We start from the raw sequence: 19,894 nt of genomic DNA, 5'->3' as shown, positions 1-19,894 counted from the left end.
CATTATTAGACTTCTTAGGGGAAAGGAGGGTAATAAGCTCATAAAATCTATTGCACATAAATATAAAAAGGAGGTAATGAAACTTGGGAGATATCATCTCAGCATATTGTGCAAATGAACACTTTAAATTTATAACTCATCCTATTTGGATTGATTATGTAATTGGAGAGAATCAAACTGTTAAAGAGAAAAAACACCTTTGTTTAATTGCTTTTAAAGATATTGAAAAAGATACTTATGTAATTCATCATCTTAGTAACTTTATCATCGATAAATGGGGATACAAGTCGTTTAACACACAGAAGAAACACGCTACAAATACAGTAAAGTTTTTAAATTATTTAATAAATCATTACACAAGTTTAAAAATCAAGAATCTAACTGAACTAACTATTACACATGGCTCAATATATTTAAGTTGGTTAGGTACTAATAAGGTGTCTCAGGATACGGTTAAAGATGCCGAAAGAACTTTAGTACAATTCTATATTTGGGGAATTAACAAATCACTATTACCTAAAGTTAGTTTAACTGATTTCAAACAAGAAAAAACAGAACACAATAACTTGTATTATAATTCTCCTTTTAAAGTGGTTTATCCACAAAAGAGGATTAAAGAAATCGAACACATTCTACCATTTGAATTTATACCGTTATTTTTAGAGATTGCCTCTACTCATACTCCTAGAATTGCATTAGGGATATATTTTCAACTTTTTGGTGGATTGCGTATATCCGAAGTGGTGAATTTAAAAAGAACACAGGTTTCAAAAGCTATAGCTAACAAAGAGTTCATTTTAAAAGTAGAGAACCAGAATTTCAGGACAGATTTAAAAGAGCATTCTTCTGTTAAAAAGACACGTCCTCAGGTTGTATTAGATGTTAATGGTTGGGGATCTGCATTAATCCGTCAACATTTAAATTTATACGCTTCTAAAACAACTAATGCTTTATTTTTAAACAACAGTGACCAACCAATGTCAGGTAGAAGTTATAGACAGTACTTTGATAAATGTAAAGCGAAATTAATATCTACCTTAGAAGAATCAAACAATATTGACCATCGTTTAGTAGCACAACATTTAAAAAGTATTAAATGGTCTACTCATATAGGACGAGGAACATTTACAAATCTCATAGCTAATGAAGCCCAGAACCCTTATGAAATTGCGCATTTAAGAGGAGACTCTAGTTTAGAATCAGCACTCTCCTATATGGTATCAACACCTAGAATGCATAAAAAAATTGAAAATAAGCTTGATGCCATGCATGAACACTACATTCCAAAGCTTATCGAAAGGAATTCCAATAGTCATGGATCATTTGAATAAAGATTATTATTCAATTAGAGAAGTCTCAAAAATCCTTAATAGGAGTATTACTGCAATTTATAATAATATTTATTCGAAAGCATCTAAGCATAAAATAAATGCGGAGAAAATAAATGGCCAAGTATCTATATCAAAAGAAGAGCTAGCTATATACATGCAATTTTTACACGAACGTGATGGCATTGTAGAAATCGATTGTGAATATGCGATTAAAAAAATCTCTATTGAAACAAAACAAAATATTTTGTTTATTGAAACTCGATCTCTTTTTTTAGAGTATTCACGTGTTTACTTTAATAAAAGTACAGGCTCTACGACTTATAGAAAAGCTACTATTGCCCAGTTTATAAACTTTCATAACAAATTACAAAATAACTTACATAGAGAAATCTTTGAAACTGATATTGAGGAATTAAACAAATTATTTTTAAAAGAAGCATTGTTCACTTCTAAGGAAAGGCTGACTTTTACTCGTTTTATATCATATGTTTTTGATCAAAAGAACATATCACAAAAGAATAAAATATTAGCTGTCCAAAAGAATAACCGGAATGAACAAGAAATTTATTCAGCTTCAACTTTTAATCAAATATATAAACATGTACAAAATATAGAAGTTCATATCGAAAAGAGCCTTAGTAAAAGAAAATATGTGAATATGTGGGTTTATGTTACTTTACTATGTTGCGACTTTATTCGAGGAAGTGATTTAATTATTAACACGCCTACCTTGAATTTAAAAGAACTTGATATTCAAGAATCAGATTTTTATTCTAATAATTTCAAATTGAATAAACATCAAGTTCAAACAGTAATCAAAACTTTGTATCTTGCATTTAGAAATAAGCGTGCATCTAAAACTGGTGAGCTACTTACTTTCTTAGTGCCCTCAAATTTAGAGCAATCACTTGCTTATGCATTAGTTTTAGCAGAACGATTAAGAGAAGACAATACGCTTCAGTTAGACACCTTTATCGAAGGTAAATACCGTAAAATAAGGACTCAAGGTGGAGACGCTCATTTAAAATTCTTTGACGATTATAAAGATTTTGAAGGATTTAGATTTAGTAGTTTAATAATGAACCGTTCTTTAGCAACATACTTATATGGGTCTGTAACTGAAGGAGATGGTTACGATTCTGAATTAGCACTTACTTTAGCAAAAAATGCAAGATCACATAAAAACGAAGATAGCACAAAAGCTTATATACAAATGATGAATAAAGATGGTTCCATCGGAAGAGTTTCTACTAATATTTTCCGAAGAGGAAATTTTGGATGGTTATATGAACAATTATTAAGATTTACGTTTACTGATAACTATAAAATCTTAAGCCTAGAAGATAGGACAACTATTGTGGAAGGGATAAAAGAACAATTCCCTCTTAAAGAAACTGAGTCAATAGCTGCTTATATTTCTAATTATTTATCCCCTTCTGCTCTAGATGAGTCTAATGCTGATACAGTAGAAAATGTAATAAATTCAATCTATGAAAAACGTTTAAAAGTGATACATCAAGTTATGCGTTTGAATAAGCAGCAATTACACGAGTTATTTTCAAAATTATCAAATCATTCTATGCCATCTAAGACTGATCACGCTCAATGTTTAGTTTTCCCTAATTGTGCTTATCCGGCTTTAATGAATTGTATGTATTGCGAATATGTTCTTCCACAAAATTTAATTCTAATCCAATTAAATCAAGAACTTTTAAGACTCTTAACCTCCATACAGGAAAGTGAAAATGAAAACCTTTTAAGAAGGCAAAGTCGTTTTTTATTGCAATGTTTATCGATATTAAGCGAAGCAAATAACACTTTCGGTAAAAACCATGTAAAAGCATATATAGATGTTAATAAAATAAATAATTTATTAAAACAGTATGCTTATAAAATTTATATGCCAGGAGTTAATGATGGAAATTAGAAAGACTTTAAATGAATCAGATTTTTATAAAATAGAATCCATTCAACAAGTTTCTAAAAATGACTTGTTATTAAGTGATTACAAAAAGATTTTTGATGATTTAGTCGAAAGCGAAATTATTAAAAGTAGCTCTTTTGTAGATAATATTTGGGTTGTTTATGATCCCTTATCACAATTAGATTTACATTTGAAATTTAATTTAATTAGTTATCCAAAAATAAATGAACATTTAAAGTTCTTTCTGTTGCTTAGGCTTATATCAGGCAAAACTCCCAAAACTATTTATGATGAATTAGCTTCATTAAGAAAGGTTATACTCGGGTCACGAGGTTTTGAAGATATAACTCAATTAAAAAGTATACTAGCTGAGAGTACTATGAAATATAAAAGTCTTGGTTATCACATGGTTAGTACTACATCTAATTTCATTGAATTCTATAGAAATGATAATCACCACGAAATCCTTAATATTTGCTCTAGTATGCCTAGAAAGCCTAAAACAACCAGAGATTTACCTGATTTTCAAGATGTACTTGAATTAGATGATGTCATTAACCATTATTTTAAAAATAATGATGTTGAAGAAACTATAGGTTATATACCAATCCTAGTCTGGTGGCTACTTACTAATACGCTTCCCATGCGTCCTAGTGAGCTTTTGAAACTCAAAAAGAATTGCCTATCTTTTGATGACAAAAAAAATGAGCCATATACCATTTCTGTCCCCCGTATAAAAAATAAGACTTCTGAAATCGGCTTTTCTATAAAGTATGATTCAGTTGCAATTGATCGAAAAGCATATGAACTTTTATCTGAAGCAAAAGACAAAGTAAATATGTATTTTCCTTATTCGGAATACTTTTTCCCATCAGAAATGTTCAGCATAAATTCTAAAGTTAGAGGGAAAAAGAAGAATCCAATAATGAATTTACGAGATTTTAATGATTTAAAAGATCGATTCTATAAAAAAATCGTAGAAGAAAAATATCAGCGATACAATTTAGAACGTGTAAAAGCTGGTGATACTCGACATTTCGCTATAATCAATATGTGTTTACAAGGTTTTAGTATGCATAATGTGGCTACACTAGCCGGTCATAGTGAACTTAAAATTACGCAAGGATATTTCAGTCATGCTAAACATTTCGCACAATCGTATGTATATAGGTTAGCTCACCTAAAATTTGAAACTAATATTAGCTATAAAATGGGCAGCTCTATTGTAGGTTGGAAAAAATATATTGTTCATAAATCTTTAATTGAGAAGAATAAGATAAATGAATCGCATGTAGGTATAGTTCAATATGGTTTTTGTTCAGAACTTAAAGAGAATTTTCCGAACACCTGTATCGAATTTTGCGAATTTTGTCCAAAATACATTTTCTCCCCTAGTGTTAATGAAAGAGAAGAAGCAATTAAATGGCTTTCTCATCACTCAAAAGATTTAGAAAAACGGATTGAAGAGTCTATTGAGCTATTAGATAGCTTATTTTCATTGCCACAAAGATATGGTCACGATTTGAATACAGCAGAAAGAAAATCAGCAGCTAAAAAATTACAACATTATATTCAATTAAAATCTAAAGTAGATGCTGATATTACAGGTGATATGAATGGCAAATACTAAAAGAGGTAAACCACAAAAGTGGTCTGATGAGGATTTAAAGCAAATTGCTTTAGAAATTAAATACAAACAACCTAATCGCAAATTAACATCTCTGTTATTAGAAAAGGAAACTGGAATAGGTAGAAATACTTGGAGCAGAAGAATGAAAGAAATCATCGAGCAATTAAATTCACCTGTCCACATTCCTAAGCTTGATGAAAGTGGTATTATAACAATCCCTAGTGTTGAAGAACTATTTTTAAAGTATGGTACTAATACAATAGAGTTAAAAAATGAAATTGCAAAGCTTTTAAATATTATTAGCGATCTATATACTGACGCTAAACAATTACAAACACTTAAAGAATCTACGCATAAAATGCAGTTAGAAATGAATCAACTAAAAAAACAGCTATCCAAAACAACGGAGCAGAAAATAGACTTCGAAACACTTTATAATCAAATAGTTGCTGAAAGTTATTTTCCTCATTTATACGGACGTTCAGAAAAGTTAAAACAAGCTAATGTAAAGGCAGAAATTATTCCTTTGCCAGTTCAAAAGACGAAAACATTAGAATTAGATACTCCGTTTAACGTCTTTCAAAATGAGTTAAATTCTAAAAGTAAACAAGAAGCAAATATTAGTGAATTAAATAAAATGTTTAATTTAGATATAGAATAGATTGAAAGGTTCATGTTAATAAATATAAAGTTATCTATATAATATTTATGAAAATAGTAATAATTAATTAAAGTTAGAGCCTTGCTACATAAATTGAGTAAGGTTCTTTATAGTTACCTGATTCTTTCAAAAGTAGCTTTTAAATAGATTAATCAAATTAATGCTATTAACCTTGATAAACGAACAAAAGAAAAGAGCATGTTTTGAGAATAGTTTAATCAAGACATGCCCTTATAATATTTAATTGGATTATTCTTTTATAAATTGATTATTTTTATGTTCCTTCATCAACTAACGCACCCGTTAGCTTAAGTAACTTTGTTCACAATCTCTTGTAGTTTCTTTTAGTTGAAGAAAGAGGATTTATTCGTCTTTTGAAGCATACTTGGAAGATTTATTATTAAATGATTTATGTAAACTATTATCTCTTCTTCCATAAAATTATTTTATCTATTTAATAATTCCTCCTGAATTACGAGAATCCCTTCCTATTAATTTGCCCTTCAGTAGAACAAGAAAAAGAACCGCAGCAGCAGCTCCCTTGTTTACTCTTGCACCCGTTATTTGAAATAAATTATCACAAGGTTAAATGGGAAATAACCCAAGTTATGTTTAAATAAATATATAAACTCTAGTACCCGTTAGCTAAAGAAAAATTACTCTGTATCTCTAATTTGTGAGAATGGGAAAAAAACAAACTCACTTTGCCCTACTATTTCGTCTTTTGTGAAGTACCCTAAGCCATTACGACTATCCTTACTTTTTAATCTATTATCACCCATAACAAAAAATTTGTTTTTAGGTACTGTAATTGGTCCAAAGTCGCCAGTTAATTGACTACCCATTTGTTTAGCAAGTTCACGATTTTGTGAAAGATAGGGTTCTTTGAATAAAATACCATTAATAAATAAATTATCATTTTTCATTAAAACGGTATCTCCTGGAAATCCGATGATTCTTTTTACATAGTAATTTATAGGATTGAATATCACTTATTAATATTTCATTCATTTCTTAACGGTATTATGACAATTTGTAACAATTTTATTGCAAAAACATTAACTTCCAAGTATATTAAAATATGTAAATATTTTTAAAAAGAGGCTACATAATATTTACAATTAGGGGGGGAAATATGAAAAAAGTAAAATCTATTCTCTGTTTAGCAATTATCTGTTTGAGTTTTCCATTTGTGGCACAAGCAGCTATTAAATACCCAGCTGTTGGAGCGCTCGCTGTTGATGCTGGACAAAGTGATACTATTGTTTTCTGTCGTATATGGGACCATAAGGCTTTTTACAGTAAAGATGATAAAAAAAATTATGCAGTATTAGCAAAAGTTAAAGTTGGTGATACTGTATATTCATCTGGTTGGAAAATAGGGGAAGCATTTAAAAATGCAAATAGAGTATGGTATGCTAATGAAACTACTAATTATGATTATAAAAGTATAACGACAAAATATACAGATAGTAATTGGGGAACATCATATTAATAGTATTTAAAAGGTTATTATCACGTATTATGTGGCCAATAAAAAAATAGTTGGATAAATATATCCAACTCAGATTGTAGAAAAACCCCTAATTTTCAAAATGATATATAGAAAAAGGGGTTTTTTGATGTTTTATTTGTCCTATTACCACAACATACGGGTATTAATTCATTGATACACCACTATATTTTGTAGTAAATAGATATGAAAAAAGCTGTCGAGACTTTCTCGACAGCCTGAGTTGGATTAATATACTATTTTTTACATTTAAAATATATACTAGTGTTTTGCGGTAATGAACTATACATATTAACTAGATTCTTGCAAAAATAGGCCCTTTTTAGGGCTTTTGGTAAAAATGCAAGAGTCAAGTAATTAAGCTAATGATATATATATTATAAGAAGATGGAAGGAATATATATGAAAAAAATATATATAATTTATTTGACTGGTTTAATGATTATATTCTCCTATATCTACACTAACTCTATTTATGAAATCTATGGGCTTAATAATATAGGAGATTCCTCATTAAATGAATATAAAGTAGATTATGAAACAGGTCAAGATTTATTAAAAGTCTATAAAGGACTTATTGAAGAGAACGTAGATTTTCAGATAGTAAAAAATCCAATGTCAGAAGATGGAAAAACCTATTATGATATTTACCATACAGATATAAACTCAGTAAAACAATATGTTGGGATTTCCAATAATGTTTATCGGTATTTTAAAATGACAGAAGATGAGTTTATAGATAGTTCTGGATATTTTAGTGCAAATTTATCCGATAACCAAATGGTAGAACTTTCACTAAGGACTGCAGTAGACATTAAACCAGTAAGTAAGAATAGGTTGTCTTACAATCAAATTTTTAATAACAATCTATTACAATTTTTAGTATTAGGTATCACTACCTTTACAATTTTATACATATATACAATATTTAGATTTAAAACAAATGCAGTGAAAAAGTTAGGTGGTTTTTCTCCTACTAAAATAGTTATAACGAATATAAAGGAAACTTTACAAATTCAAGGAATCCTTATAACAATCTTGGTTGTGGGACATTCAGTATTTTATTTAATAACTGATAAATTTTCTTGGACTTATACAATTTTCTTATTTTTATTTTTATCAGTCGTTAGTATGATAATCATTTTGTTATTATTACTATTACAACATTTTGTAAGGAAAACCAATATCGTTGCAGCATTAAAGAATAAAATTTTTTCTAACAGGCTATATATGATTATTAATTTGATTAAGATTATATTAATTCTTTCTGTAACCATTCTAATGAATCTTGTTATTAATTATTACAAAGAGCTAGATGAAGTCTATAAAAAATATGATGACTATAAAATGTTAAATTCCTTGTATTCTTCGCATGGTAGAAATTCAGATGAATATGATAAATTACTCAACAATCCCCAAAGGTTAGAAGAAGTTGCAGACAATGTAAAGAAGATGTACGTCAAAAATATAGATCAAGCGTATGTTATGTTTGATCCAGTTCGTGATAATTTGGATCCAAATTTCCTAGCAAGTCGTGGAATATCGCGAGAAGAAGTAATGAATACTTATGAAAGAAACAATTTAATTTTAAATAAAAATTATATAGAAAACTATACTGACATTAAAATGGATTGGGATTTTAATGAGGATACCCCTACAATTCTTGTTCCTGAAAAATATAGAGATAGTGAAGAGGATATAAAAAAATATTTTATAGAAAGGTATAATACCACATTAAACTATAATACAAGATATGATATTAAAGGTAAGGAAGTTAGTATTGATGATTTACAAATTATTTATATTAACAATGGATATAAATATAAAATATTAAGTTCAATTCCCTATGAAGATGAGGTAGATATCGAACTTACTGATTCTATTATCATGCTTGATAATGGAAGTTTTGGAAGTGGTTTTTATTTCGATATGCTAGGATCTTCCCAGCTGGCTTTTAAGTTAAATGATAGGGAAGAATTTAAAAGTATGTTGATTCAGTATGATTTAGATAATCTATATATGGCACATAACTTGTTGACCCCGTTTGAATCTATTTTCAGTAGTTATGAATTTCTATTTGACCAAGCAAAGCTTTTTGTATTCTTATTTATCATTTTATTAATTTTTATCATTTATATATCAAATTATATAGATATGATTGTAAATGGTAGAAGTTATGCTGCAAGATATATGCAAGGGTATCATTTACTAAAGAATTTAAGGGCTAATTTAGTAATGATTATTTTTATGATCGGTGTTTCGAGTGTTTTGTATATTTTAAATGTAAATATTTTCATTTATTTGTTGTTTATCTTATATGATTTGGCATCTATGCTTTATTTGTATAATAAGCTAATAGTTAAAGACGTATATAAAGTAATGAATGGTGGGAATTAACTTGGAGATAGTAAGATTAGAAAACATATGTCAGGAGTTTAATCGAAATACGGTAATTGAAAACATTAACTTTTCTATAAATGATGGTGAAATGGTAGCTATCATGGGTAAGAGTGGTAAGGGCAAAACTACACTATTAAATATAATGGGATTAATCTCAAAACCATCTGAGGGAGATTTATATTTATTTAATAAAAAGAATGTTGATATCCACTCGAAAGAGGCAATGTTATTAAGACGTAATAAGATTGGTTATTTATTTCAAAATTATGGTTTGGTAGAAGATGAGACAGTAAAATGGAATTTAAATATTGCATTAGAGTACAAAAAGTTGTCTAAAAATGAAAGAGTACAAAAAATTAAAGAAGCACTAAAAATGCTCCATTTAGAGAAACTTATGGATAAACATGTATATAAGCTAAGTGGAGGGGAACAACAGAGAATAGCAATGCTAAAACTATATTTACAAGAAAGCCAACTCATACTAGCAGATGAGCCTACAGGCTCCTTAGATATAGAAAATCGGGATGTCATTATTCAAATGTTAAAGGATTTTAATAACGAGGGTAACACAATTGTTATTGTTACCCATGATAATCATATTGCTCAAACTTGTAGTAGAGTCATTAATATATAAAGAGGGGCACCAACATTTCGCGGAAAACATTTTCTGCGTTTTGTTGGTGGTATCCCTAAAATCATTGTACCATATTGGAAATATGTTCCTGTTTTGAGGCTGTTAATTCCTTTCCTGAGAATAACAGCCTTTTTTATTTAAACAGAGTATAAGACTGCCAGTTAGATTAATAAGCAACAGATCTAAAGTTCATCCAATGTAACAAAACCTCTATAATTATCAAGCTGAGCTTCTAATGTCTCATATTCCTGGTAATGAAATAAAGCACCCGTTAGTTTAAGTAAAATCCTTCACAAGGCTTTCAATTGGAAATTGGGTACCCATCTCTTATAGCTCTAACTATGACTTCATAATCCTTCATGCCATGCTTTTGGGCGATTTGAGCCAAAGAATAGGCCAGTTCATTCCGTTGTTCTTCCTCTATCGGCACATGGACTTTAATCGTTTTGTTATTTGGATTGACTCCGAGCGATTTAATATCATATTCATTAAATACCTTATTGCTTTCTTCCATGAATGCTCGGCTCTGTTCTTCCTTTTTCTGATTGTCTAAGTAATCATAGACTACAAAAAGTATATACGCAGCCATCAGCACACCTAACCCTAGAAAAACTCGTTTTTTTAATTTCTTCACTTTATATCTCCTTGTCCAAAATTCTGTCTCTTTTACATCCTTTTTAACTTTATCATATTTATCTATTTGTAGAACTATCTGGTATTTAGATGATTAAAAGCGACATAAAATAGGCTTCTCTCTTATTAAACTAAACTGCCCCGTTAGTTAATTAAGGGTACTTTCTCACTTCAACTTGAATGTATGTAATGCGAATGACCCTACATTAAAATAGCCGCCAATTGGCGGCCTTCTTACGGCGCTAACGCACCCGTTAGCTGAATAACAAAGTGCTTAAATCGTTTACGGATGGTCTCTAGTCTCAGCATACAAATCAATCATATACTCACTATTATTTTCTGCCCCTTCTTCATCAAGTTCAAGGTCATCAAGCCATTGATAATAATGTCCTAACTCGTGGGCAATAGTACCAAGAATAGCTGCAAGTGCATCATCTTGCCCATTCTCCGTCAATAATTCTAAATAGTCACCAGTAGCTATTCTTATATATGGTTCTTCACTTTTGTCAAAAGGAGCAAAAAATGTACCCGATACTAATTCTTTATCGAACCTGCTTTTAATTTGATAATCTTTTTTTAGATATACAACAACACGAATGGGAAATTCAAATTCTATTCTTAACCACTTTGCAAATTCTAGACAAGCCCTTCTAACTTCTGGATAGACGCCTTGTTCACATCTTATTCTTAATCCTTGTCGTGGGTAATCTTCCTTCATTTAACCACCACCTCTAACATACCTCTGCTATATATCATAAAAAGGAATTATGCCTTTTATTTCAACCCCGACATCTAAAAATATAAACAATTAACATTGAATAGAGACTTGCTTGTTATTAAGTAGATTAGGTCTACTTGAGTGGTTTTCAATATTTACAAACATATCAAAGCGAGCATAATTCGTATTTAAATAGGTTGTATTTAATTCTGGCTTTAAATTATAAATTAGACCAGCTTCTAGATTACTTAAAAGACTTTTAGCATCTTCAAATGGTTGTATAAATTCTAAAGGCATATAATTTTTTTCATAGTCAAGGAGGACAACTGTACCAAAATATATATGTTTGGAAAGCCCCTCATATTCAGGTGCATGAAGTTTCAGTGCAGCACTATGGCCACCTGAGAAGCGATGTGTTTTTGCGGAAGTTTTTCCAACATACACAAGTTTTTCATCTTTATCATCACCAACTGATATAAAATAAATAGGATAGCAAGCAGCAGGAGGAGTTTTATACTCAATTTCATGAATAATTTCCCTATCAACATCCCTTAATTTTTCTTCTTCTTCAATCCCTAGTTCTTCACCGTACTCATCAGTAATAATTCGGAAGGCATTATCAACATAATCATTCACAACATTCCATGTATCTTCTAAACTTTGAGCATCCATCTCCAATACTTTATAAAGTGGAAAACAGACGTCTAAACCTATAAAACAACCATATTCAGAATTAATATCCTTTAATCGATATCTATCTAGAATAGGTAAGTATCCTATCCTTAAGTAATATTCTAAAGAGTGATGCACAGTCATTATTTACCCACCTTTTAATATATTTATAGTAAAAACTAATGACAATGGAAAATGAAGATCACAGACTATTAATTATAGACTTGAAATAAAGTTTGATTAATAAAGATTATTGAGCTAACAGCTGCTTAGTTCAACAAGTATTTAGTCTTTTATGGTAACTTACAGTTTGAATAAGGAGTTATTACAATAAAAGAGATTAGGGTTAAAAAAAATTTGAAGAATTACATAATAGGGAGATTATATGTTAGAAAAAATAAAAGACATTAAACTTGCTCTTAATAATAAAAGTTATTTATCAGCACTTGCACTATCATTAACTTTACCTGATATTTGTGGGAAAATTGAGTATCCGCATTTTAAATACAAAAATGGAAATCGTATTGTTGGAAAACAATATGTAGCATGGTTTGATAATTGGGTAAACCAATATTTTGCAGATAACACAGGTTGGACAAAAGATTACACTAAAGCGAAAAATCCATATTTTACAGGAGAAATGTGTTATTATTTACGCTGTTCTTTCTTACATGATGGAAATTCGGATATAAAAAGCTGGGGAGACAAAGAAGATGCAGATTTTTATTATTCATATGAATTTGAATTAGCAGTAGGTGGAGCAGATTCATTTGGTTTATCTTGGGTAAACCAAGCTAGTAATAATTCAAAAATAACGAAAACAAAAATTGTTAGAGTTAATATTGATAAATTATGTGAGTTTATTTGTTTAGCTGCTGAAAATTATTATCGAGAAAAAGGCCCTATTCTATTCAAAGACCACAAAATTAACTTCATTGATTTTAACAAGGGCATTCCTACCATAAATCCCCATCATCCAATTTAATGTAGACAAACCTTAATAAGAGCTACCGTTTCGGCAGCACTTATTGTATTAAAGGAGTAAGAATGTTAAATAAGCTCTTATGTTTATATCGATTTGATTAATGATTGGGTGCTTCCCTGCAGCAAGGATTAGCGCTTTTTTACATTCTAGAGCCAGATTAACTATATTTTTGAACGTGGAGTTTTGCATCAGTATTCTTGAAAAGCTCTTCAAATAGCTGAATTCCCTCCACACATTTTTGTTCAATGTGTTCAAAAAAATCAGTGTAACTATTAAAGGAATAGTCATCAAAATGCTTCTGAGCTGTTTGAATAATGTTGTCAATTTGTTCTTTATGTGACAGTGACATACTCACGATTTCTCCAAAAGTTATCTTATGAGAATAAATATTGTACCTCATATATTCTTCGCATAACTTTTGGTACTGCGATATTTCATTTTTTGAGAGATGGTCCAGATAGTCAGAAACATCTAAAGGATCAGTGTAAATGTGCAATGGTTTTGCTGTATGATGTATACTTCTTATTCTGTTTTGTAACCAATGTTTTTCAAATAATGATAAAAACTCATTCCAAGAAAGTAAATGTATATTTGTGTTTTTAGTTGCCTCATATGCTCCTGATTGAAACCCTTTTTTAGCGATGATTAGACCGTGCTGTGAACCATAGTCACTAACAACCGTTCTAAATGAGTGAATAACCGTTTGGGGGATATCAGTGTTCCAATATTTACATTCGATAAGGTACTCTGATGAAGGTGTGCTATTGCTATCCTTTGCGAACACATCGATATCAACAGTACCTCTTACTGTTGATATCTGTTTGCCTCGCTCCGCATCAAATCCACATTGCTTTAATATTTTCGCAACTATCAGTTCTAAGTCTTGCCAACTGTTGGGTGGTTCGTGAACAATTTCCAATACAAAACCTCCATAAACTACAATGTTATATAGATCTTATTAAATTATAAGATATCAATTTTTTGGTTTCAAATAGATAGTGGGATCTTATTCGTTTATTCAACTATAGGGCGCGATCGTTGAGCAAGACAGGTAGAAAATGATCAAACTTTTTTATAAAACTGAAACTTAAATCTGCTAGATACGAATCCATTTTGATCAATCTTTTTTTCAAAATGGATTCTTCTTATTTACCGTAAAATACGGGTTTGTGAGTTGTTTTTGATCAAACTTTATTTCAAAGCAACAGCATTGCCAAAAAACATAATTAAAGTAATAAAGAATAAATCCAATGTAATTCTTTCATGAAAAACAATTGAAATAACATCATTAACAATTAAACTAACTAAAGTTAATAAAACGCCTATTAACAATGCATGAACAGATAGTTTTTAATTTCTTTACTTCTGAAAAGTTTGGTGTAAATTTAATATTTTATTTCACTCCTTAAACAGCATCGTAAGCATATATATAATTACCAATAGCACCGATCTTCAGCTACCGCACTTTAGTTGAATAAGATTTATTCATACTTCAACTTCTGTATTCTAGAATATTACCAGGTTGACAGTCTAGCGCCATACAAAAGCATATACTTAAAGAACAACCCTGCTCTATTTTGAATATATTTTTCGCTTTCGTTACTTTTCATTCAATATCAATCAAATAAGACCAAAAAAACAGAATTTTCATTATATTAGTGATTGTACCTTAGGTACCTAAAATTACATGAGTTGACACTGATCATTTAATAATGTGTCGGCTCTCAATTAAATTGGTTTTAGTATAAAAAATTATTTTTTATTTTATTAGCTCTTCTACTTCTTTAATTAATATATGTGGCTGCACCTCTAACACCTTACAAATTGAAAATATCGTAGATATACTTGGTTGTCTTTGTGCTCTTTCAAGTAAACCAATATAAGTTCGATCTAATTCACAGTGTAGGGCTAAATATTCTTGTGAAAGATTAGCTGCTTTTCTATGTTTACGTAATACTTGACCAAATGCTTCTGAGACTTCCATGACATCACCTCTTAGTTAATTAACTAAGAAAAATGCCATCCTCTTCGACCGACTATAGTCATCAAAACTTACTGATGTTACAATATTAAGCAATTAAAATAAAATTTTGTCTGGGAAGGTTTAAATGATGACTTATAAAAAATATGACGAGCAGTTTAAAAAACGTATTGTTAAATTACATATTGAGGGTAAATCTGTTCCAGATTTAGGGGCCGAATATGGAATATCTCCTACTTCTATTTACACATGGGTTAAGACTTATTCAAATATAGAAACTACAATTTCTCCTAAAAAGTTAAATGAGATTTCTAAAGAAAATATACGCTTAAAAAAAGAAGTTGAAATTCTCAAACAAGCGATGTCTATTATGTCCTCTAAATAGGAGTGTATAGGCAATTTCCTCCTTGAAATTATGTTATATTAGACGGTAAATAGTTAGTAAGGGAGTTTGAACAAATGTCAAAAAGTGTGGTAATTGCTGAAAAGCCTTCAGTTGCACGTGATATTGCAAATATATTGAAGTGTAATAAAAAAGGCAATGGATTTATAGAAGGCGATAAATACATCGTTACGTGGGCATTAGGACATTTAGTTACACTAGCAGATCCAGAGGCATACGATATTAAATATAAAACATGGAAATTAGAAGACCTTCCTATGCTTCCTGAACACATGAAGTTAGTTGTCATGAAACAAACTGGAAAGCAATTTAATACTGTTAAAACACAATTAAATCGCAGTGATGTGAATGAAATAATTGTGGCTACTGATGCAGGGAGAGAAGGAGAATTAGTTGCACGTTGGATTATTGATAAAGCAAAAGTTCATAAGCCTATCAAACGTCTCTGGATTTCTTCTGTAACAGATAAAGCTATTAAAGATGGATTCAATAACTTAAAGCCTGGTAAAGCTTATGAAGACTTATATATCTCTGCAGTAGCACGTTCGGAAGCAGACTGGTATATCGGTTTAAATGCAACTCGTGCTTTAACAACAAAATTTAATGCACAATTAAACTGTGGACGTGTTCAAACACCAACAGTTGCAATGGTTGCAGCACGTGAAGAGGAAATTACGAACTTCAAACCTCAAACCTATTATGGAATTGAAGCCCAAACAGATGGACTTAATTTAACGTGGCAAGATGCAAACGGAAATAGTCGTAGCTTTAATAAAGAAAAGACCGATTCAATCGTGAAATCACTTGGAAGTAAAGATGCGACTGTTGTTTCCATTGACCGCAAAGCAAAGAAAACATTCGCACCTGGTCTATATGATTTAACAGAGTTACAACGTGATGGGAATAAAATCTTTGGCTATTCTGCTAAAGAAACATTGAACATTATGCAAAAATTGTACGAGCAACACAAAGTCTTAACTTATCCCCGTACAGATTCACGTTATTTATCATCAGATATCGTTAGTACACTTCCAGAGCGTTTAAAAGCGTGTGCTGTAGGTGAATATCGTTCTCTTGCAAATAAAGTGTTAAATAAACCTATTAAAGTGTCAAAAGGGTTTGTAGATGATAGTAAAGTAAGTGATCACCATGCCATTATTCCAACTGAAGGTTATGTAAATTTTTCATCCTTCACTGACAAGGAACGCAAAATTTACGACCTTGTCGTGAAACGTTTCTTAGCTGTTTTATTCCCTGCATTTGAATACGAGCAATTGACAGTGCAAACAAAAATTGGTGATCAAAGGTTTATCGCTAAAGGAAAATCAGTGATTAATTCTGGCTGGAAAGAAGTTTATGAAAACCATTTTGATGATGAAGAATCAACCGATGATGTAAAAGATCAGCTATTACCTCGTATTGAAAAAGACGATGTATTAAAGACAAAATTAATAACTCAAACGTCAGGCCAAACAAAGCCCCCTGCGCGCTTCACTGAGGCGACTTTACTATCAGCAATGGAAAACCCTACGAAACACATGAAAACAAACGATAAAAAGATTGTAGACACGTTAAAATCGACTGGAGGACTTGGCACAGTAGCCACTCGTGCTGATATCATTGAAAAATTATTTAATTCGTTCTTATTCGAAAAACGTGGCGGTAAAGAAATCTATATCACATCTAAGGGGCGTCAGCTTTTAGATTTAGTGCCAGAAAAATTAAAATCTCCTGCGACAACAGCTGAGTGGGAACAAAAGCTTGAGCTAATCGCAAAAGGGAAACTGAAAAAAGATGTGTTCATCAATGAAATGAAAGATTACACAAAAGAGATTGTCAGTGAAATTAAAATTAGTGACAAAAAATATAAACATGACAATATCTCAACGAAATCTTGTCCAGACTGTGGTAAGCCAATGCTTGAAGTGAATAGTAAAAAAGGCAAAATGCTCGTCTGCCAAGATCGTGAATGCGGTCATAAAAAGAACGTCGCCCGTGTAACAAACGCACGCTGCCCACAATGTAAAAAGAAAATGGAACTACGTGGTGAAGGCGACGGTCAAATCTTCACATGTAAATGTGGTTATCGCGAGAAACTATCTGCTTTTGAAGCAAGACGAAAAAAAGAGTCTGGTGGAAAAGTGGATAAACGTTCCGTTCAGAAGTATTTAAAACAGCAAGAAAAAGAGGCTGAACCGATTAATAATCCATTTGCAGATTTGTTAAAGGGGATGAAGTTTGATAAATAAAAAAATAGAGATTTAGCATATTTATAAATATTTCTTAGTACTAAACTTTATTTGGCAACAAACACAAGAACTCCATTTTGAATAAAGATTAATCAAAATGGAGTTAATTCTTTTATAATATGTGAATAAGTGAAATTGTTTTGATAAAAAAATATATACACCTGGAATATTAAATTTTGTTTCTGGTGTAACTTTCCTATATAAATTACTTTGCATTAATTGTTTTACTTTGTACTTTATCTCATCTACTTACTTCACATTATTATCCATATATCTGCTCCTATTAAGTAGTAATACTATTCCTCAACTACCCATTTTCTAGGGTATAAAAAAAAGATCCTGCATAAACAGCATCTTTTTTATAAACTTCACGAATCAACCTTTTCACGAATAGTATATTGAAATACCTCTTCAAAAGTTACTTCTTTCCAAGGCTTTTCCCATTCCTGTAAAAATAAAATATCCTCTGATTTAGGAACCGGACTGGCATTATTTACTTTTACTAAACAAGGTGTTGAGATAGCATCTCCAACTAAAAGTGCTTCTTTAGTTTCTAATATTGATAATGAATCAGTATACCCAATAAAACTGTCTGGTAATAGTCTCTTAACATAATTCTGATCTTCTGGATTAGTTAATCGCATTACTACAAAATTATTACATTGTGAAAATACAGTAGGGGAAAGTTCAGAAGGTCTCTGAGAGACAATCATACTTGAAAGTCCGTACTTTCTTCCTTCTTTGGCAACGCGCTCTACAGCCATTCTGGTATTTCTATATTTAACATCACTCAATTTAGGTATGTACTTATGAGCTTCTTCAAAAACTAAAAGAAAGGGTGTATCATTTTTCGAAGCAATTTTAGTCTTATAATAACAATAATCAAAAGTAAATCTTGTTATTATTGACACAACAATTGAAACAATTTCAAATGGTAAGGAACTAAGGTCGATAATTGTAATGTTAGAATAATCTAGATTTGAAGTGGGGTACCCCAAAATATTCTTCATAATAACAAAAAAATCAGGTGTTTTTAGATGGTTTTGATTCAACATAAAATTCAAACGATTATCCAATTTCTTTGTTTCAAATCTAGATAAAAATCTGTTGAACTCTCCATTAAATGGACCTTTAGAAATTTTTGAATTAACAATTATACTTTTAGAATTTCCCGTAGGCTGTAAAAACTTCATTGGTTGCCACATTTCGTCTGGTATATCGTCATCTAAACAAGTAATTTTAGTATTTTCAACAGCGTAATATTCACATTCATCCTTAAAATAGCGTGATTCTTTATTTTTGTTATCTAAGTAACAAATTACCTCTTCTAAATCAAAATATACAGGGCTATCATATGTGACATTTATAGAAGGATTATGTTTCTTTTTATTGCAAATAACAGCTTTCTTAAATTGAGAGATTTGATTATGAGAGTTTGACTCATTGGATTCTATAAAAAAATCTTCAAGTTCTTCTGAATTCATAAGCCAATACGGTAATATTAAACTATTGTTTTCAATACTTAAGAACCGAGAATTATGATTAAATGCACTCGAATATTCTCCATGAATATCAAAAATCATTATATGAGTATTTTTCATATATTCATAATTTTCTTTATTCGCCTCTTGAATAATTTTTGCTACAGTACATGACTTGCCTGATCCAGTGGATCCAACTACGGCAAGGTGTTTTGAAAAAAACTTATCACCATCAACCATAATATCTATACTACTATTCGTAGAGTGTTTAGAAAAAACAAACGGTTGATTAGCACTTTGAAAAATAACTTTAAATTCACTCTCGGACAAAATACTAACCGAAGTTGGCGGTATACTAATATTTTTAATTCCTTTTATAAATTTCTTATCATACCCCTCACCATCTAATTGGCCTATTGGATAAGTTTCTAACAAGAAATTTCCAGAATAATTAGTATTTATAACAGCTTCTTCAGCAAATAAACTTTCAGCCATCTTAAAGCTTTGTACCATGGTTATGATACTTTTGAAATTTCCATCTTCGATTTTTAAAAATGACCCAATTTTTATGTCAGCATCAGTATTTTCAGCTTTCCATTTATTAAAATCTATAATTTCAATAATTATTTTATTATTATCAAAGCTCCGCACTCTTAATTGATTATCTTTATCCATCTAT

Annotated in this window: 16 protein-coding genes and 1 pseudogene; 10 read left to right on the top strand and 7 right to left on the bottom strand. The window is 30.4% G+C overall.

From position 1 onward, the window contains the following. Positions 1-83 precede the first annotated feature (83 nt). The 4 genes from QUF86_RS06220 to QUF86_RS06205 are packed head-to-tail and all read left to right on the top strand — an operon-like array spanning position 84 to position 5,546. The gene (locus QUF86_RS06220; RefSeq protein WP_289333834.1) at positions 84-1,331 is read left to right on the top strand and encodes a site-specific integrase; all 1,248 of its coding nucleotides are present in this window, start codon (positions 84-86) and stop codon (positions 1,329-1,331) included. Next, the gene (locus QUF86_RS06215; protein ID WP_289333833.1) at positions 1,315-3,258 is read left to right on the top strand and encodes a helix-turn-helix domain-containing protein; all 1,944 of its coding nucleotides are present in this window, start codon (positions 1,315-1,317) and stop codon (positions 3,256-3,258) included. Before QUF86_RS06220 ends, QUF86_RS06215 begins: the two co-directional genes overlap by 17 nt. Further along, positions 3,248-4,885 (top strand): tyrosine-type recombinase/integrase, encoded by a 1,638-nt coding sequence (locus QUF86_RS06210; protein WP_289333832.1) that lies wholly within the window; start codon positions 3,248-3,250, stop codon positions 4,883-4,885. The genes QUF86_RS06215 and QUF86_RS06210 overlap by 11 nt, the downstream gene beginning before the upstream one ends. Further along, positions 4,872-5,546 (top strand): hypothetical protein, encoded by a 675-nt coding sequence (locus tag QUF86_RS06205; RefSeq protein ID WP_289333831.1) that lies wholly within the window; start codon positions 4,872-4,874, stop codon positions 5,544-5,546. The genes QUF86_RS06210 and QUF86_RS06205 overlap by 14 nt, the downstream gene beginning before the upstream one ends. A 656-nt stretch (positions 5,547-6,202) precedes the next feature. On the opposite strand, the pseudogene lepB reads toward QUF86_RS06205, so the two are convergent. Continuing rightward, positions 6,203-6,517 (bottom strand): annotated as a pseudogene (gene lepB / locus QUF86_RS06200) (signal peptidase I); the annotation flags it as partial. A gap of 164 nt (positions 6,518-6,681) precedes the next feature. Between lepB and QUF86_RS06195 the strand changes: the two are divergent. From QUF86_RS06195 to QUF86_RS06185, 3 genes are all read left to right on the top strand, one after another. Next, positions 6,682-7,041 carry a hypothetical protein gene (locus QUF86_RS06195; protein WP_057219381.1) on the top strand — a complete coding sequence of 120 codons (360 nt, stop codon included), beginning with the start codon at positions 6,682-6,684 and terminating at the stop codon, positions 7,039-7,041. A 420-nt stretch (positions 7,042-7,461) separates the two neighbouring features. Continuing rightward, positions 7,462-9,456: a hypothetical protein gene (locus QUF86_RS06190; protein WP_289333830.1), complete on the top strand. Its 1,995-nt coding sequence runs from the start codon at positions 7,462-7,464 to the stop codon at positions 9,454-9,456. A gap of 1 nt (position 9,457) precedes the next feature. Further along, positions 9,458-10,093 (top strand): putative bacteriocin export ABC transporter, encoded by a 636-nt coding sequence (locus tag QUF86_RS06185; protein ID WP_289333829.1) that lies wholly within the window; start codon positions 9,458-9,460, stop codon positions 10,091-10,093. Between the two features lie 301 nt (positions 10,094-10,394). On the opposite strand, the gene QUF86_RS06180 is transcribed toward QUF86_RS06185, so the two are convergent. From QUF86_RS06180 to QUF86_RS06170, 3 genes are all read right to left on the bottom strand, one after another. Then, positions 10,395-10,727, bottom strand: coding sequence for a YolC/YozM family protein (locus QUF86_RS06180; protein ID WP_057219383.1), 333 nt, complete (start codon positions 10,725-10,727; stop codon positions 10,395-10,397). A 282-nt stretch (positions 10,728-11,009) separates the two neighbouring features. Continuing rightward, positions 11,010-11,444: a hypothetical protein gene (locus QUF86_RS06175; protein ID WP_289333828.1), complete on the bottom strand. Its 435-nt coding sequence runs from the start codon at positions 11,442-11,444 to the stop codon at positions 11,010-11,012. 90 nt (positions 11,445-11,534) lie between these two features. After that, entirely contained in the window at positions 11,535-12,260 is a 726-nt protein-coding gene (locus QUF86_RS06170; RefSeq protein WP_289333827.1) for a hypothetical protein, read from the bottom strand. 241 nt (positions 12,261-12,501) lie between these two features. On the opposite strand from QUF86_RS06170, the gene QUF86_RS06165 reads away from it, so the two are divergent. After that, the gene (locus QUF86_RS06165) at positions 12,502-13,101 is read left to right on the top strand and encodes a hypothetical protein (protein ID WP_289333826.1); all 600 of its coding nucleotides are present in this window, start codon (positions 12,502-12,504) and stop codon (positions 13,099-13,101) included. Positions 13,102-13,258: 157 nt separating this feature from the next. Here QUF86_RS06165 and QUF86_RS06160 read toward each other — a convergent pair whose 3' ends face one another. Then, a complete protein-coding gene (locus QUF86_RS06160; protein ID WP_289333825.1) occupies positions 13,259-14,020 on the bottom strand; it encodes a restriction endonuclease in 762 nt (253 codons plus the stop codon). 840 nt (positions 14,021-14,860) lie between these two features. Further along, the gene (locus QUF86_RS06155) at positions 14,861-15,085 is read right to left on the bottom strand and encodes a helix-turn-helix domain-containing protein (protein WP_289333824.1); all 225 of its coding nucleotides are present in this window, start codon (positions 15,083-15,085) and stop codon (positions 14,861-14,863) included. A 124-nt stretch (positions 15,086-15,209) separates the two neighbouring features. On the opposite strand from QUF86_RS06155, the gene QUF86_RS06150 reads away from it, so the two are divergent. Both QUF86_RS06150 and QUF86_RS06145 read left to right on the top strand, forming a co-directional pair. Next, on the top strand, positions 15,210-15,467 hold the full coding sequence (locus QUF86_RS06150) for a transposase (protein WP_289333823.1): 258 nt from the start codon (positions 15,210-15,212) through the stop codon (positions 15,465-15,467). 74 nt (positions 15,468-15,541) lie between these two features. Next, the gene (locus tag QUF86_RS06145; protein ID WP_289333822.1) at positions 15,542-17,734 is read left to right on the top strand and encodes a DNA topoisomerase III; all 2,193 of its coding nucleotides are present in this window, start codon (positions 15,542-15,544) and stop codon (positions 17,732-17,734) included. Positions 17,735-18,102: 368 nt separating this feature from the next. On the opposite strand, the gene QUF86_RS06140 is transcribed toward QUF86_RS06145, so the two are convergent. After that, positions 18,103-19,890 (bottom strand): ATP-binding protein, encoded by a 1,788-nt coding sequence (locus tag QUF86_RS06140; protein ID WP_289333821.1) that lies wholly within the window; start codon positions 19,888-19,890, stop codon positions 18,103-18,105. Between the last annotated feature and the right edge of the window lie 4 nt (positions 19,891-19,894).

The sequence above is a fragment of the Peribacillus sp. NJ11 genome (assembly GCF_030348405.1).
Lineage (GTDB): Bacteria > Bacillota > Bacilli > Bacillales > DSM-1321 > Peribacillus.
The sequence above is the reverse complement of the archived record's forward strand: the minus strand, read 5'-3'. Positions and strand labels throughout refer to the sequence as shown.